This window comes from Serratia sp. CY37869 (genome assembly GCF_052168895.1).
GTDB lineage: Bacteria > Pseudomonadota > Gammaproteobacteria > Enterobacterales > Enterobacteriaceae > Serratia > Serratia ureilytica.
The window spans coordinates 305,689-322,258 of sequence record NZ_JBJNLU010000002.1 but is presented as its reverse complement, the minus strand read 5'-3'; the positions used below and the strand labels follow the sequence as shown (position 1 = coordinate 322,258).

At 59.8% G+C, this 16,570-nt stretch carries 16 protein-coding genes; 15 read left to right on the top strand and 1 reads right to left on the bottom strand.

Features of this window, described 5'->3' with window-relative positions:
- Positions 1-38 precede the first annotated feature (38 nt).
- The 8 genes from corC to ACJ8J1_RS11735 all read left to right on the top strand — a co-directional run bounded on the left by corC (position 39) and on the right by ACJ8J1_RS11735 (position 8,000).
- Complete coding sequence (corC, locus tag ACJ8J1_RS11770) at positions 39-917, top strand: CNNM family magnesium/cobalt transport protein CorC (protein WP_004939973.1); 879 nt, start codon at positions 39-41, stop codon at positions 915-917.
- 7 nt (positions 918-924) lie between these two features.
- A complete protein-coding gene (lnt, locus tag ACJ8J1_RS11765) occupies positions 925-2,454 on the top strand; it encodes an apolipoprotein N-acyltransferase (protein ID WP_033642167.1) in 1,530 nt (509 codons plus the stop codon).
- A gap of 395 nt (positions 2,455-2,849) precedes the next feature.
- Positions 2,850-3,746, top strand: a complete 897-nt coding sequence (locus ACJ8J1_RS11760) for an amino acid ABC transporter substrate-binding protein (protein WP_033642166.1) — start codon at positions 2,850-2,852, stop codon at positions 3,744-3,746.
- 216 nt (positions 3,747-3,962) lie between these two features.
- Positions 3,963-4,703, top strand: a complete 741-nt coding sequence (locus tag ACJ8J1_RS11755; RefSeq protein WP_004939979.1) for an amino acid ABC transporter permease — start codon at positions 3,963-3,965, stop codon at positions 4,701-4,703.
- Positions 4,703-5,377: a glutamate/aspartate ABC transporter permease GltK gene (gene gltK, locus ACJ8J1_RS11750; RefSeq protein WP_015376945.1), complete on the top strand. Its 675-nt coding sequence runs from the start codon at positions 4,703-4,705 to the stop codon at positions 5,375-5,377. The genes ACJ8J1_RS11755 and gltK overlap by 1 nt, the downstream gene beginning before the upstream one ends.
- A complete protein-coding gene (locus tag ACJ8J1_RS11745; protein WP_004939983.1) occupies positions 5,377-6,102 on the top strand; it encodes an amino acid ABC transporter ATP-binding protein in 726 nt (241 codons plus the stop codon). Before gltK ends, ACJ8J1_RS11745 begins: the two co-directional genes overlap by 1 nt.
- Positions 6,103-6,215: 113 nt before the next feature.
- Complete coding sequence (rihA, locus tag ACJ8J1_RS11740) at positions 6,216-7,148, top strand: pyrimidine-specific ribonucleoside hydrolase RihA (protein WP_033642165.1); 933 nt, start codon at positions 6,216-6,218, stop codon at positions 7,146-7,148.
- Positions 7,149-7,295: 147 nt separating this feature from the next.
- Positions 7,296-8,000: an FMN-dependent NADH-azoreductase gene (locus ACJ8J1_RS11735; protein ID WP_033642164.1), complete on the top strand. Its 705-nt coding sequence runs from the start codon at positions 7,296-7,298 to the stop codon at positions 7,998-8,000.
- A 40-nt stretch (positions 8,001-8,040) separates the two neighbouring features.
- Here ACJ8J1_RS11735 and ACJ8J1_RS11730 read toward each other — a convergent pair whose 3' ends face one another.
- Positions 8,041-8,523, bottom strand: coding sequence for a zinc ribbon-containing protein (locus tag ACJ8J1_RS11730; RefSeq protein ID WP_025301844.1), 483 nt, complete (start codon positions 8,521-8,523; stop codon positions 8,041-8,043).
- Positions 8,524-8,808: 285 nt separating this feature from the next.
- Here ACJ8J1_RS11730 and leuS point away from each other — a divergent pair, with 285 nt between their 5' ends.
- The 7 genes from leuS to mrdA all read left to right on the top strand — a co-directional run bounded on the left by leuS (position 8,809) and on the right by mrdA (position 16,569).
- Entirely contained in the window at positions 8,809-11,391 is a 2,583-nt protein-coding gene (gene leuS, locus ACJ8J1_RS11725; RefSeq protein WP_033642163.1) for a leucine--tRNA ligase, read from the top strand.
- A 14-nt stretch (positions 11,392-11,405) separates the two neighbouring features.
- Entirely contained in the window at positions 11,406-11,966 is a 561-nt protein-coding gene (gene lptE / locus ACJ8J1_RS11720) for an LPS assembly lipoprotein LptE (protein ID WP_033633932.1), read from the top strand.
- Positions 11,963-12,997: a DNA polymerase III subunit delta gene (holA, locus tag ACJ8J1_RS11715; protein ID WP_033642161.1), complete on the top strand. Its 1,035-nt coding sequence runs from the start codon at positions 11,963-11,965 to the stop codon at positions 12,995-12,997. Before lptE ends, holA begins: the two co-directional genes overlap by 4 nt.
- Positions 12,987-13,649: a nicotinate-nucleotide adenylyltransferase gene (nadD, locus tag ACJ8J1_RS11710; protein ID WP_015376938.1), complete on the top strand. Its 663-nt coding sequence runs from the start codon at positions 12,987-12,989 to the stop codon at positions 13,647-13,649. Before holA ends, nadD begins: the two co-directional genes overlap by 11 nt.
- A 194-nt stretch (positions 13,650-13,843) precedes the next feature.
- The gene (rsfS, locus tag ACJ8J1_RS11705; RefSeq protein WP_004940001.1) at positions 13,844-14,161 is read left to right on the top strand and encodes a ribosome silencing factor; all 318 of its coding nucleotides are present in this window, start codon (positions 13,844-13,846) and stop codon (positions 14,159-14,161) included.
- Positions 14,162-14,164: 3 nt separating this feature from the next.
- Positions 14,165-14,635, top strand: a complete 471-nt coding sequence (gene rlmH, locus ACJ8J1_RS11700; protein ID WP_004940002.1) for a 23S rRNA (pseudouridine(1915)-N(3))-methyltransferase RlmH — start codon at positions 14,165-14,167, stop codon at positions 14,633-14,635.
- Between the two features lie 38 nt (positions 14,636-14,673).
- A complete protein-coding gene (gene mrdA, locus ACJ8J1_RS11695) occupies positions 14,674-16,569 on the top strand; it encodes a peptidoglycan DD-transpeptidase MrdA (protein WP_033642160.1) in 1,896 nt (631 codons plus the stop codon).
- The last annotated feature ends 1 nt before the right edge of the window (position 16,570 follow it).

Here is a 16,570-nt window from a genome sequence, read left to right as displayed (position 1 = left end):
CCCTTAACTCTGACATGAGTGACAGTAACGAAAACGCCATGAGCGACGACCATTCACAAAGCAATGACAGCCCCAGTCCCAAGAAGGGGTTCTTTACTCTTATCCTTAACCAGCTGTTCCACGGCGAGCCCAAAAACCGTGGCGATCTGGTCGAGCTGATCCGTGATTCCGAACAAAACGACCTGATCGATCCCGATACCCGCGACATGCTGGAAGGCGTGATGGATATCGCCGAACAGCGCGTGCGCGACATCATGATCCCCCGCTCCCAGATGGTGACGCTCAAGCGCAACCAGACGCTGGAAGAGTGCCTGGACGTGATTATCGACTCCGCCCACTCGCGCTTCCCGGTGATCAGCGAAGACAAAGATCACATCGAAGGCATCCTGATGGCCAAGGATCTGCTGCCGTTCATGCGCGCAGACTCCGAGCCGTTCAGCATCGACAAAGTGCTGCGCACCGCGGTGGTGGTGCCGGAAAGCAAGCGCGTCGACCGGATGTTGAAAGAGTTCCGCTCCCAGCGCTACCACATGGCGATTGTCATTGACGAATTCGGCGGCGTGTCCGGCCTGGTCACCATCGAAGACATTCTGGAACTGATCGTCGGCGAGATCGAAGACGAATATGACGACGAAGACGATCTGGATATCCGCCAGCTCAGCCGCCACATGTACACCGTACGCGCGCTGGCACCGATCGAAGACTTCAACGAAGCCTTCGGCACCCATTTCAGCGACGACGAGGTCGATACCATCGGCGGTTTGGTGATGCAAGCCTTCGGCCATCTGCCTGCACGCGGGGAAACCATTGAAATCGAAGGTTACCTATTTAAAGTTGCCATGGCAGACAGTCGACGTATCATCCAGGTTCATGTAAAAATTCCGGACGACTCTCCACCACCGAAACTGGAAGATTAAATCCAACATGGCTAAAGCCTCATTACTTGAACGCCAGTGGGTTCGCGCCCTGCTGGCGCTGTTGTCAGGTGCCGGCGGGACGCTGGCGTTCTCGCCCTACGATTTCTGGCCCGCGGCCATCGTCTCCCTGTTCGGCCTGCTGGCCGTTACCCTCAATCGCACCACCAAACAGTCCGCCCTGCTCGGCTTTGTCTGGGGCTTCGGGTTGTTCGGCAGCGGGATCAACTGGGTGTATGTCAGCATCGCCGATTTCGGCGGCATGCCCTTCGCCGTCAACGTCTTCCTGGTGGCGCTGCTCGCCGCTTACCTGTCGCTGTATACCGGGCTGTTCGCCGGGCTGCTGACCCGCCTGTGGCCGGCTACCCGCTGGTGGCGGCTGGCCATCGCCGCGCCGGCGCTGTGGCAGGTCACGGAATTCCTGCGCGGCTGGGTGCTGACCGGCTTCCCGTGGCTGCAGTTCGGCTATAGCCAGATCAACGGCCCGCTGAAAGGCATCGCGCCGCTGCTGGGCGTCGACGCCATCACCTTTGTGCTGATGGCCATCGCCGGCCTGCTGGTGTACGCCGTCAATCAGCGCCGCCTCTCGGCGGCGGTGATCGCCGCCGCGCTGCTGCTGTTGCCATGGCCGCTGCGCCAGCTGCAGTGGTTTACTCCGCAGACGGATAAAGCGGTGAATGTCGCCATGGTGCAAGGCAACATCGCTCAATCGATGAAATGGGATCCGAAAGCGCTGGTCAGCACGCTGCAAACCTATCTGGACGAAACCCGTCCCTACATGGGTAAGGCACCGATCGTCATCTGGCCGGAATCCGCCATCCCAGATTATGAAGCCAATCAGAACGGCTTCCTGACGATGATAGACGACCTGATGCGGGCGAAGAACAGCAGCCTCATCACCGGCATCGTCGACGTGCGCGCCACGCCGCAGGGCCAGCAAATCTACAACAGCGCCATCGTGCTCGGTGAACCGACGCCGTACAGGTACCCAGCCAACGATCGCTACAACAAGCACCACCTGGTGCCGTTCGGCGAGTTCGTGCCGCTGGAGACGCTGCTGCGGCCGCTGGCGCCGTTCTTCGACCTGCCGATGTCCTCCTTCAGCCGCGGCGACTACGTACAACCGCAGCTCAGCGTACGCGGCTACAACCTGACGGCGGCCATTTGCTACGAAATCGTGTTGGGCCAGCAGGTGCGCGATAACTTCCGCCCGGATACCAACTTCCTGCTGACCATCTCCAACGACGCCTGGTTCGGCCACTCCATCGGCCCATGGCAGCACTTCCAGATGGCGCGCATGCGAGCGCTGGAACTGGGCCGGCCGCTGCTGCGCAGCACCAACAACGGCGTCACCGCCGCAGTGGACGCGAACGGCGACGTGATCGCCGAGATCCCGCAGTTCACTCGTCAGGTGCTTGAAGTGAAGGTCACACCGACCACCGGCGTCACGCCTTACGCGCGTTTCGGCGCCGCGCCGCTGTGGGTGATCACCCTGTTGCTGGGCGGTTGGGCGCTGATGTTGGGCCTGCGCCGCAAATAGTCCTCTTCGCCGGGGCGCGCCCGCCGCGCCCCGCGTTTCCGTAAACGTTCCCCCACCTCGGTCAGAAAACGTCGTTAAATCAACGCGGCTGGCACACTCCTTGCTTTATCTAAGGTGACATCGCACGTCGGTTAACTTTTGCTGACGTTTTGTCGCACCCGTGCACATTTTGGAGGCGCCGAACGCACCATGCAGGTGCGTCGGGGTTTGGTTGCATTGATTTGGTGCGCGCGGCGTCTCAAAAAATGAAACATTTTAGTTTCAAGATATTCACAATCGGTTATTTTTTAACGGCTATCCGTTCTAAGACTATCTTTATAATCTGAGCAATAAATAGTCGATTTAAACCTGACGCTCTTTAGTCAGAGCCACCACAACAGCAAAGGAGTTGGACCATGCAAATGCGTAAATTGGCGTTATCGTTACTGCTGCTCGGTATGGCAGGTAGCGTAGCGCACGCGGAAGACCTGACCGGTACGCTGAAGAAAATCAAAGACAACGGCGTTATCGTTGTCGGCCACCGCGAATCGTCTGTGCCCTTTTCCTACTACGACAACCAGCAAAAAGTTGTGGGCTACTCTCAGGACTACTCCAACCAAATCGTTGAAGCCGTTAAGAAAAAGCTGAATGCACCGAATCTGCAGGTGAAAATGCTGCCGATTACCTCGCAGAACCGCATCCCGCTGCTGCAAAACGGCACCTATGACTTCGAATGCGGTTCTACCACCAATAACGTAGAGCGCCAGAAACAGGCCGCCTTCTCCGACACCATCTTTGTGGTCGGCACCCGCCTGCTGGTGAAGAAAGGCTCCGACATCAAAGACTTTAAAGACCTGGCCGGCAAACCGGTGGTGGTCACCTCCGGCACCACGTCCGAAGTGTTGCTGAACAAACTGAACGACAGCGACAAAATGAACATGCGCATCATCAGCGCCAAAGACCACGGCGACTCCTTCCGCACCCTGGAAAGCGGCCGCGCGGTGGCCTTCATGATGGATGACGCCCTGCTGGCGGGCGAGCGCGCCAAAGCCAAGAAGCCGGATCAATGGGAAATCATCGGCACGCCGCAGTCGAAAGAAGCCTACGGTTGCATGCTGCGTAAAGACGATCCTGAGTTCAAGAAACTGGTCGATGACACTATCGCCCAGGCGCAAACCTCCGGTGAAGCGGCCAAGTGGTTTGATAAATGGTTCAAGCAGCCTATCCCACCGAAAAACCTCAACATGAACTTCGAGCTGTCGGACGACATGAAGCAACTGTTCAAAGCGCCTAACGACAAAGCGTTGAACTAACTCAATAGAATAAAGCCGGGGCGGCCGCCAAGCCAAACCGGCCCAGTTGATGACTGGGACAGACAGGAATGAGGGGGGCCGTTCCCCTCCCTCATTTTCCCCAAGGCGCGTCACCGATCTCCGCACACAACAAGCCAGCCCGACTGGCCGCACGGCGATCGGCGCCTATCAAGTCATCACTCTTCGGCGCCCTGCGCCCGTTTATCGGAGTTTGTTATGTCAATAGATTGGAACTGGGGTATCTTCCTGCAGCAGGCCCCGTTTGGGAACACCACTTACCTCGGCTGGATCTGGTCCGGCTTTCAGGTCACGGTGGCCCTCTCCGTCTGTGCATGGATTATCGCTTTCTTCGTCGGTTCGCTGTTCGGTATCTTGCGTACCGTGCCCAACCGCTTTCTTTCCACTCTCGGCACCTGTTACGTCGAACTGTTCCGCAACGTGCCGCTGATCGTGCAATTCTTTACCTGGTATCTGGTGATCCCCGAGCTGTTGCCGGCCAATATCGGCACCTGGTTCAAGACCGAGCTGGATCCCAACGTGCAGTTCTTCGTCTCTTCCATGCTCTGTCTGGGGCTGTTTACCGCCGCCCGCGTTTGCGAGCAAGTGCGCGCCGCCATTCAATCCCTGCCGCGCGGCCAGAAAGCCGCCGGGTTGGCGATGGGCCTGACGCTGCCGCAAACCTACCGCTACGTGCTGTTGCCGAACGCCTACCGGGTTATCGTGCCGCCGATGACCTCGGAGATGCTCAACCTGGTCAAAAACTCCGCCATCGCCTCCACCATCGGACTGGTGGACATGGCCGCACAGGCCGGCAAGCTGTTGGATTACTCCGCACACGCCTATGAATCCTTTACTGCCATTACGCTGGCTTATATCGGCATCAACGCCGTGATCATGCTGTTTATGCGTCTGGTCGAAAAGAAAGTGCAGTTGCCTGGCAACCTGGGGAGTAAATAATGTACGAATTTGACTGGGCGTCGATCGTCCCAAGCTTCCCTTATCTGCTGCAGGGCATGGCGATCACGCTGAAGATCACCGTGACCGCCATCGTGGTCGGTATTCTGTGGGGCACCGTGCTGGCGGTGATGCGTCTGTCGCCGTTCAAGCCCATCAGCTGGTTCGCCACCCTGTATGTTAACCTGTTCCGCTCGGTGCCGCTGGTGATGGTGCTGCTGTGGTTCTATCTGGTGGTTCCAAGCTTATTACAACAGGTTCTAGGCCTGTCGCCGAAAACCGATATTCGCCTGATCTCGGCTATGGTAGCCTTTTCCCTGTTTGAAGCGGCCTATTACTCGGAAATCATCCGCGCCGGTATCATCAGCATCTCGCGCGGCCAATCCTCCGCCGCGTTGGCGCTGGGCATGACGCATTGGCAATCCATGCGGTTGGTGATCCTGCCGCAGGCGTTCCGCGCCATGGTGCCACTGCTGCTGACCCAGGGCATCGTCCTGTTCCAGGATACCTCGCTGGTTTACGTACTGAGCCTGGCCGACTTCTTCCGCACCGCATCGACCATCGGCGAACGCGACGGCACCCAGGTTGAAATGATCCTGTTCGCCGGCTTTGTCTATTTTGTTATCAGCCTCGCCGCCTCGGCGCTGGTAAGCTATTTGAAGAAAAGGACTGTTTGATGATATCCCTGAAAAATGTTTCCAAGTGGTACGGTCACTTTCAAGTGTTGACCGATTGCACCACCGAAGTGAAAAAAGGCGAAGTGGTCGTCGTCTGCGGTCCTTCAGGCTCCGGCAAGTCCACCCTGATCAAAACCGTCAACGGCCTGGAGCCGATCCAGCAGGGAAGCATCCTGGTGAACGGCACGCCCGTCAACGACAAGAAAACCAACCTGGCGCAGCTGCGCGCCAAGGTCGGCATGGTGTTCCAACACTTTGAACTGTTCCCGCACCTGTCCATTATCGACAACCTGACGCTGGCGCAGGTAAAAGTGCTCAAGCGCGACAAGACCGCCTCACGCGAGAAGGGCCTGAAGCTGCTGGAACGCGTCGGCCTGTCCGCCCATGCCAACAAGTTCCCCGGTCAGCTCTCCGGCGGCCAGCAACAGCGCGTCGCCATCGCCCGCGCGCTGTGCATGGATCCGATCGCCATGCTGTTCGACGAACCGACCTCGGCGCTCGATCCGGAAATGATCAACGAAGTGCTGGACGTGATGGTCGAGCTGGCGAACGAAGGCATGACCATGATGGTGGTGACCCACGAAATGGGCTTCGCCCGCAAGGTGGCGAACCGCGTGATCTTTATGGACGAAGGCAAAATCGTCGAAGACCGCAACAAAGACGATTTCTTCAACAACCCCGAGTCCGATCGCGCCAAGGACTTCCTCGCCAAGATCCTGCACTAAGTTCTCACTATGCGCCCCGCCAGGGGCGCATCTTTTCTCCCGGCACGAAAAGCGCTTGTATCTCCTCGTTTTTGATCCGATGCTCGCCGGATAACAAACAGAGGAGAAAGAACATGCCCCGCCCTATTATCATCGATTGCGATCCCGGCCTCGACGACGCCATCGCGCTGGCTATGGCGCTGCGCTCGCCGGAGCTGGACGTCAAAGCCATCACCACCTCCGCCGGCAACCAGACGCCGGAGAAAACCCTGCATAACGCGCTGGGTCTGTTGACCCTGATGCAGCGCGAGGACATCCCTGTCGCCGCCGGCGCCGCTCGCCCGCTGATGCGCGAGCTGGTGATCGCCGACTATGTCCACGGCAAAACCGGCATGGGCAACACCCACCTGCCGACGCCGGCCCTCAAACCCGATCCCCGCGGCGCCGTCGAGCTGATCGCCGACCTGCTGCGCGCCAGCCCGCAGCCAATCACCCTGGTGGTGACCGGCCCGATGACCAACATCGCCCTGCTGTTGGCCCAGCACGCCGAGCTGAAAAGCCGTATCGAGCGCATCGTGTTTATGGGCGGCGGCATGAATGCCGGCAATACCACGCCGGTCGCGGAGTTCAATATCTTCGTCGATCCCGAAGCCGCCGAGATGGTGTTGAAATCCGGCGTGCCGCTGACCATGGCTGGGCTGAACGTCACCCATCAGGCGCTGGTGCTGCCGCAGGATATCGAGCGCATTCGTCAGATAGCCAATCCGGTCGCGCAGGCGGTGGCGGAGATGCTCGATTTTTACCTGCCGCTGTATCTCAGCCACCCGCGCGGCCTGCCTGGCGCGGCGATGCACGATCCCTGCACCATCGCCTGGCTGCTGGCGCCGCAGCTGTTTACCGGCGTTGAACGCTGGGTCGGTGTGGAAACCAAAGGGGAATACACCGTCGGCATGACGGTGGTGGACTATTTCCAGCAAACCGGCAACGCGGCCAACGTGGAAGTGCTGACCGGCATCGATCGCGCAGGCTTTATCGATCTGCTGGCCGAGCGCGTCGCGCGTTATTAATCCTCTCGGGGCGCGCTCGCGCCCTCATTCAACTTTTTTGATTTAACTCAGCGAATTTTTGCGCTATCACTGTTGATGGCTTGCCTCTACCATGCGTTTACACCGATTGACATCGTTACCGATTACACTTCGCCTGGAGATAAGCCAATGAGCCGCGTACTGGTCCTGAAATCAAGTATTCTGGGTGAATATTCCCAGTCTGGAAAATTAGTCGATTTTTTTGTTGAACAATGGCGTGAAGCTCATCCGGAAGACACTTTCACCGTGCGCGACTTGGCCAACCCAACGCTGCCGGAGCTGGATGGCGAAGTGATGGCCGGCTTTACCGCCGGCGACAAACCGTTGACGCCGCATCAGCAAAGCACCCTGGCGCTGTCCGATGAGCTGATTGCCGAGCTGAAGTCGCACGACACGCTGATCATCAGCGCCCCGATGTACAACTTCAACATCCCGACGCAGCTGAAGATCTACTTCGATCTGATCGCCCGCGCCGGTCAGACGTTCCGCTACACCTCCGCCGGCGCCGAAGGGCTGGTGACGGGCAAGAAAGCGATCGTCATCTCCAGCCGCGGCGGCATCCACGCCGACACGCCGACGGATCTGATCACCCCGTACGTGAAACTGTTCCTGGGCTTTATCGGCATCACCGACGTTGAATTCGTGCTGGCGGAAGGCTTCGCCTACGGCCCGGAAGCGGCGGAGAAAGCCGCCCAGGACAGCCGCATCGCGGTCGCGCAGAAAATCCCGGCCGGCGTCGCCGTCCCGGCCAGCGCACCGGCGCCGGCAAACGTCGCCCAAGAAGCCGTCAGCGGCGGTTTCCTGAGCAACCTGCTGAAGAAACTGTTCCGTTAACGGTAAACGTCAGCGTCCCCCGCCGCGGCGGGGGACGTCATCAGGGTTCAAACGGCCGACGCTGGAATTGGTCGTGACCGCATTTCGGGCAGAGCGGCAGCACTTCCGGCGTGTAAAACGCCAGGTGGTAGTGACATTGTTCGCAGACCAGATTGCCCAGCCCCACCACTTCACCGCTGTGATACACGCCGTGGTGGCTGACATCCTTGAACACCTCGCGCCACTCCAACTGGGTTTTATCGGTGATATCCGCCAGTTCCTGCCACAGGCTCTCCTTAATCACCCGCATAAACACGCTGTCGGTAAACTCGTCCCGGCTTTCCTGATAGCTGCGGGCGAACTCTTCCAGATCGCGCCGCACCGCCTGCGTCACCTGCCGCACCTCGTCGCGCGTCAGATCTTCGGCCTCGTTCAACCGCCGCTCCGCGCTGGCCACCAGTTCGTCGATATCGCGTTCGCCGTTTTTCAGACGTTCGGTCAGCGATGCCACCAATTCGCGGTAATACTGAGCAACCTTGTTCATAGACTCTCCTCGATAAACGCTGCGCCGGACTTGGCCATGGGGATACCCTTAAGCTACTTGTTCTTATTTTAGCCGTAAATGACTGATGTCACTTGGCAAGACGCGGGATCCGCAGGTTGTGAGCCGCGTCATGGCGGCGTTTTTTTTAAATGCGCCGAGTCAGGCGCTTGGAGTTGTTGCCGGGAGGTCTTATCAGCTATGCTATGCGGATCTACGAATACTAAATGTTCATTGCGTTGCCTCTGACCGAGGCAACGGTTTACACCTACAGGACCACCGGCCGCCATGCAAGAGCAATACCGTCCAGAAGACATAGAATCGAACGTACAGCTTCACTGGCAAGAGAAGCAGACTTTCAAAGTTACCGAAGACGACAGCAAGGAAAAGTACTACTGCCTATCCATGCTGCCTTACCCGTCCGGCCGACTGCACATGGGCCACGTTCGTAACTACACTATCGGCGACGTGATCTCGCGCTATCAGCGCATGCTGGGCAAAAACGTACTGCAGCCGATCGGCTGGGATGCGTTCGGCCTGCCGGCGGAAGGCGCGGCGGTGAAAAACAACACCGCACCGGCCCCGTGGACCTACGACAACATCGAATACATGAAGAACCAGCTGAAACTGCTGGGCTTCGGCTACGACTGGGATCGCGAAATCGCCACCTGCCAGCCGGAATACTATCGCTGGGAACAGTGGTTCTTCACCAAGCTGTATGAAAAAGGCCTGGTCTACAAGAAGACCTCGGCGGTGAACTGGTGTCCGCACGATCTGACCGTGCTGGCCAACGAACAGGTTATCGACGGCTGCTGCTGGCGCTGCGACACCAAGGTCGAGCGTAAAGAGATCCCGCAGTGGTTCATCAAAATCACCGCCTACGCCGATCAGCTGCTGAACGATCTGGACACGCTGGAAAGCTGGCCGGAGCAGGTGAAAACCATGCAGCGCAACTGGATTGGCCGCTCCGAAGGCGTGGAAATCACCTTCGACGTGGCTGGCAGCGAAGAGAAGCTGACGGTTTACACCACCCGTCCCGACACCTTCATGGGCGCCACCTACGTGGCAGTCGCCGCGGGCCACCCGCTGGCGCAACAGGGCGCACACAACAACCCGGCGCTGACCGACTTCATCGACGAATGCCGCAACACCAAAGTGGCCGAAGCCGAAATGGCGACGATGGAGAAGAAAGGCATGCCGACTGGCCTGTTCGTTGTCCATCCGCTGAGCGGCGAGAAGCTGCCGGTGTGGGTCGCCAACTTCGTGCTGATGGAATACGGCACCGGCGCCGTGATGGCGGTGCCGGCGCACGACCAGCGCGACTGGGAATTCGCCACCAAATATGATTTGCCGATCAAACCGGTGATCCTGAACCTCGACGGCAGCCAGCCTGACGTGAGCGCCGAAGCGATGACCGACAAAGGCGTGCTGTTCAACTCCGGCGAGTTTGACGGTCTGGACAACGAAGCGGGCTTTAACGCCATCGCCGACAAACTGGTCGCCAAAGGCGTCGGCCAGCGCAAGGTCAACTACCGTCTGCGCGACTGGGGCGTTTCCCGTCAGCGTTACTGGGGCGCGCCAATCCCGATGGTGACCCTGGAAGACGGCACCGTGATGCCGACGCCGGAAGACCAACTGCCGGTGATCCTGCCGGAAGACGTGGTCATGGACGGCATCACCAGCCCAATCAAGGCCGACCCTGAGTGGGCGAAGACCACCGTTGACGGCCAACCGGCGCTGCGTGAAACCGACACTTTCGACACCTTTATGGAGTCTTCCTGGTACTACGCGCGCTATACCTGCCCGCAGTACGACCAGGGCATGCTGGATCCGGCCGCCGCCAACTACTGGCTGCCGGTCGATCAATATATCGGCGGTATCGAGCACGCCATCATGCACCTGATGTACTTCCGCTTCTTCCACAAGCTGATGCGCGATGCGGGCCTGGTGGATTCCGATGAGCCGGCCAAGCGCCTGCTGTGTCAGGGCATGGTGCTGGCCGACGCCTTCTACTACACCGGCAACAGCGGCGAGCGCGTCTGGGTATCCCCGGTTGACGCCACCGTCGAGCGCGATGACAAAGGCCGCATCATCAAGGCCACCGATCCGCAAGGCCGTGAACTGGTCTATGCTGGCATGAGCAAAATGTCGAAGTCGAAGAACAACGGCATCGACCCGCAGGAGATGGTGGAAAAATACGGCGCGGACACCGTGCGTCTGTTCATGATGTTCGCTTCACCGGCAGAAATGACGCTGGAGTGGCAGGAATCCGGCGTGGAAGGGGCTAACCGCTTCCTGAAGCGCGTATGGAAACTGGCCTACGATCACGTGGAAAAAGGCGCGGTGCAGCCGCTGGACGTAGCGGCGCTGACCGAAGAGCAGAAAGCGCTGCGCCGCGATCTGCACAAAACCATCGCCAAAGTGACCGACGATATCGGCCGCCGCCAGACCTTCAACACCGCGATCGCCGCCGTGATGGAGCTGATGAACAAACTGGCCCGCGCGCCGCAGGAGAGCGAGCAGGATCGCGCGCTGCTGCAGGAAGCGCTGCTGGCCGTCGTTCGCATGCTGTATCCGTTCACCCCGCACGTGTGCTTCGCCCTGTGGCAGGCGCTGGGCGGCGAAGGCGACGTGGACACCGCGCCATGGCCGGTTGCCGACGAGCAGGCGATGGTCGAGGACTCCAAGCTGGTGGTGGTGCAGGTGAACGGCAAGGTTCGCGCTAAAATCACCGTATCTGCCGATGCGACCGAAGAGCAAGTGCGCGCGCGCGCTGCCGAAGAGCATCTGGTGGCTAAATATCTGGACGGCGTCACGATTCGCAAAGTGATCTACGTTCCGGGCAAACTGCTTAACCTGGTTGTGGGTTAACACAAGGAGGAGTTGTGCGACAACGTATTCTGACGCTGTTGCTGGGGTTGGCGGTGCTGGTCACCGCCGGCTGCGGTTTTCACCTGCGTGGCACCACGCAGGTGCCTAATGAAATGAAAACGCTGATCCTGGACAGTTCGGATCCTTACGGGCCATTGACGCGCGCGGTGCGTGAGCAACTGCGTTTGAACGCCGTGACCATCGTCAGCGATCCGAAGCGTAAAGACGTGCCTTCTCTGCGCATCGTCGGCGCGACGGAAAGCCAGGATACCGCCTCGATCTTCCAGGACGGTAAAACCGCCGAGTATCAGCTGGTGCTGACCGTGCAGGCCCAGGTGCTGATCCCGGGGCACGACCTGTATCCGCTGTCGGTGAAAGTGTTCCGTTCGTTCTTCGACAACCCGCTGACCGCGCTGGCCAAAGACTCCGAGCAGGAGATCATTCGCCAGGAAATGCGTGAGCAGGCGGCGCAACAGCTGGTGCGCAAACTGCTGACCGTGCACGCGGCGGAAGAAGAAAACCGGCAAAAAGCCGCTGCCGTCGGCGAACGAGCGGCAAGCCAAACCGCACAATGATCCGCATTTATCCGGAACAACTTGCCGCGCAGCTCCGAGAGGGGCTGCGCGCTTGTTATTTATTGAGCGGCAATGAACCGCTGCTGCTGCAGGAAAGCCAGGATCTGCTCCGGCAGGCCGCGCAACAGCAGCAGTTCAGCGAGCACTACAGCATTTCCCTCGACGCCCATACCGACTGGGACGCCATCTTCGGCATCTGCCAGGCGATGAGCCTGTTCGCCAGCCGCCAGACGCTGCTGCTGATTTTCCCGGAAAACGGCCCGACGGCGCCGATCGGTGAACAGCTGATCAAGCTCGCCCCCCTGCTGCACGACGACATCCTGTTGATCCTGCGCGGCCCGCGCCTCACCAAAGCGCAGGAAAACAGCGCCTGGTTCAAGGCGCTCAGCCCGCACGGCGCCCTCGTCAGTTGCCAGACGCCTGAGCAGGCACAGCTGCCGCGCTGGGTCGCCGCGCGCGCCAAGGCGATGAAGCTGGAGTTGGACGACGCGGCCAATCAGCTGCTGTGCTATTGCTACGAAGGCAACCTGCTGGCGCTGTCGCAGGCGCTGGAGCGGCTGTCGCTGCTGCACCCGGACGGCAAGCTCACCCTGCCGCGCGTCGAGCAGGCGGTGAACGACGCCGCCCACTTCACGCCGTTCCACTGGCTGGACGCCTTGCTGGCCGGTAAGAGCAAGCGCGCCTGGCATATTTTGCAGCAGCTGCAGCAAGAGGACGTCGAGCCGGTGATCCTGTTGCGCACCCTGCAGCGCGAACTGCTGCTGTTGCTGACGCTGCAGCGCCGCATGGCGTCCGCGCCACTGCGCACGCTGTTCGATCAGCACAAGGTCTGGCAGAACCGCCGCCCGCTGGTGACCCAGGCGCTGCAACGCCTGTCCAGCGCCCAGCTGCAGCAAGCGGTACAGCTGCTGACGCAAATCGAGCTGACCCTCAAGCAGGACTATGGCCAGTCGGTCTGGCCGGAACTGGAAACCCTGTCGATGCTGCTGTGCGGCAAACCCCTGGCCACGAGTTTTACCGATGCCCACTAATCCGGAACACCCCACCGTATTGCACGCGCTGTTTGGCGGCACCTTTGATCCGATCCACTACGGCCATCTGCGGCCGGTGGAGGCGCTGGCCGCAGAAGTGGGCCTGAATCGTGTTACGCTGCTGCCTAACCACGTGCCGCCGCACCGCCCGCAGCCCGAGGCCAACGCACAGCAGCGCTTGAAGATGGTCGAGCTGGCGATCGCCGGCAATCCGCTGTTCGCGGTCGACGATCGCGAACTGCATCGCACCACCCCCTCCTACACCATCGAGACGTTGGAAACGATTCGTAAAGAGCGTGGCGCCGCCCAGCCGCTGGCGTTTATTATTGGCCAGGACTCGCTGCTGACGCTGCATAAATGGCATCGCTGGCAGGCGCTGTTGGACGTCTGCCATCTGCTGGTGTTGGCGCGCCCGGGCTATAACGATCGCATGGACACGCCGGAACTGCAGCAGTGGCTGGAACGTCATCGCACCGCCGACCCGGCGCTGCTCAGCCGCCGCCCGCACGGCCATATCTATCTGGCCGATACGCCGGAGCTGGAAATTTCCGCCACCGAGATCCGCCAGCGCCGCCATCAGGGCCTCAACTGCGACGATCTGCTGCCGCGCCCGGTGCAGCGCTATATCGAGTTGCAGGGTTTATATCGCTAGCGAAAGGTGCGTGATATACTGCGCCGCTATTTTTCAGGTATCCGCTGAAAACCCCGGAAACCTTAGCTGGCCGGGCAGTCACCAGTTAGCTGGCTTTCAGCGGCAGCCTGCCGAAACCTTTATCCGGTTACGCCGCGGCGCGCGCATTTTGCCCGCCGCAGCCGACTGAACAGAACATACCCGAGGGGGAACCTTTGCAAGGTAAAGCGCTCCAAGATTTCGTCATTGATAAAATCGATGACCTCAAAGGCCAAGACATTGTCGCTCTGGACGTACAGGGCAAATCCAGCATCACCGATTGCATGATCATCTGCACCGGCACGTCGACTCGCCACGTGATGTCGATCGCCAGCCACGTGGTGCAGGAATCCCGCGCCGCGGGCATGGAGCTGTTTGGCATGAAAGGCCAGGAAGCCTCCGACTGGATCGTGGTCGATCTGGGCGAAGTGATCGTGCACGTGATGCAGGAAGAAAGCCGTCGCCTGTACGAGCTGGAAAAACTCTGGAGCTAAGCGGTGAAACTGCAATTGGTGGCGGTCGGCACCAAAATGCCAGACTGGGTGCAAACCGGCTTTATGGATTACCTGCACCGCTTTCCCAAAGATATGCCGTTTGAGCTGACCGAGATCCCGGCCGGCAAACGCGGCAAAAACGCCGACATCAAACGCATTCTGGACAAGGAAGGCGAACAAATGCTGGCGGCGGTGGGCAAAGGCAACCGCATCGTTACGCTGGATATCCCAGGCACGCCGTGGGAAACGCCGCAGCTGGCGCAGCAGCTTGAGCGCTGGAAGCAGGATGGCCGCAACGTCAGCTTGCTGATCGGCGGCCCGGAAGGGCTGGCGCCCGCCTGCAAAGCCGCTGCCGAGCAGAGTTGGTCGCTTTCTCCGTTGACACTGCCGCATCCTTTGGTGCGCGTCCTGGTGGCCGAAAGCCTCTACCGCGCCTGGAGTATTACTACAAATCATCCTTACCACCGGGAATAACCGGTGGTGACCGTGACAGAGTGAAATAAAGCAGCGGGATGAAAATAGAACGTAACCCTTTTCGCGACTATACGGCTGAATCCGCCCTGTTTGTACGCCGCGCCCTGGTGGCGTTCTTGGTCATCCTGGTGCTGTCCGGCATCCTGATCGCCAACCTGTATAATCTGCAAGTGGTCCGCGTCGAGGATTACCGCACCCGCTCCAACGAAAACCGCATCAAGCTGGTGCCCATCGCGCCCAGCCGCGGCATTATCTACGATCGCAACGGCACTCCGCTGGCGCTCAACCGCACCATTTATCAGCTGGAACTGATGCCGGAAAAGGTCGACGATCTCAAAGCCACGCTGCAGGCGCTGCGCCCGGTGGTCGACTTGACCGATGACGACATCACCAATTTCGAAAAAGAGCGCAAGCGCTCGCGCCGTTTCGTCTCCATTCCGGTGAAAACCGCGCTGACCGAGGTGCAAGTCGCCCGTTTTGCGGTCAATCAGTTCCGCTTCCCGGGTGTGGAAGTGAAAGGCTACCAGCGCCGCTACTACCCCTACGGCTCCGCCCTCACCCACGTCACTGGCTACGTGTCCAAGATCAACGATCGCGACGTCGAGCGGCTGGACAAAGACGGCAAACTGGCCAACTACGCCGCCACCCACGATATCGGCAAGCTGGGCATCGAACGCTATTACGAAGACACGCTGCACGGCAAAACCGGCTATGAAGAGGTCGAGGTCAACAACCGCGGCCGGGTGATCCGCCAATTGCACGAACAGCCGCCTTCCGCCGGTCAGGACGTCTACCTGACGCTCGATCTTAACCTGCAGCGCTATATCGAACAGCTGTTGGTCGGCAGCCGCGCCGCGGTGGTGGTGAGCGATCCGCGCACCGGCGCCATCCTGGCGATGGTCTCCAACCCGAGCTACGATCCGAACCTGTTCGTCGACGGCATTTCCAGCAAGGACTATCAGGGGTTGCTGAACGATCCGAATCGCCCGCTGATCAACCGCGCCACCCAGGGGGTCTACCCGCCCGCCTCGACGGTGAAGCCTTATATCGCGGTGTCGGCGCTGAGCGCCGGGGTGATCACCAAAAACACCGTGGTGTTCGATCCCGGCTGGTGGCAATTGCCCGGCTCGGAAAAACGCTTTCGCGACTGGAAGAAATGGGGCCACGGCCGCCTGAACGTCACCAAGGCGCTGGAAGAGTCCGCAGATACCTATTTCTACCAGGTCGCTTATGACATGGGGATCGATCGGCTGTCGACCTGGCTGACCAAATTCGGTTACGGCCAGTACACCGGCATCGATCTGTCCGAAGAGCGCTCCGGCCTGATGCCGACGCGCGAATGGAAGCAGAAACGCTATAAAAAACCGTGGTATCAGGGCGACACCATTCCGGTAGGCATCGGCCAGGGTTACTGGACCGCGACGCCGATCCAGATGGCCAAGGCGCTGAACACCCTGATCAATGACGGCACCGTCAAAACGCCGCACCTGCTGCAGAGCACCCGCATCAACGGCGCGCTGGTGCCGTTCAAACAGGAAGAAAACACGCAGATCGGCGATATTCACTCCGGCTTCTGGGAAATTGCCAAAGACGGCATGTACGGTGTGGCCAACCGTCCGAACGGGACGGCGCGCAAATACTTTGCGGACGCACCTTATAAAGCCGCGGCGAAATCGGGTACCGCACAGGTATTCGGCTATGAAACCTACAACGCCCACAAACTGGCGGAGCACCTGCGCGATCACAAACTGATGACCGCCTTCGCACCGTTCAACAACCCGACGGTGTCGGTCGCCATCATTCTGGAAAACGGCGGCTCCGGTCCGGCGGTGGGGACCATCACCCGCCAGATCCTCGACCACATTCTGCTGGGCGACAACAATACGCAATTGCCAAGCGAGGCCCCGCTGCCGCCTGGCGTAGAAGGTGACTAAG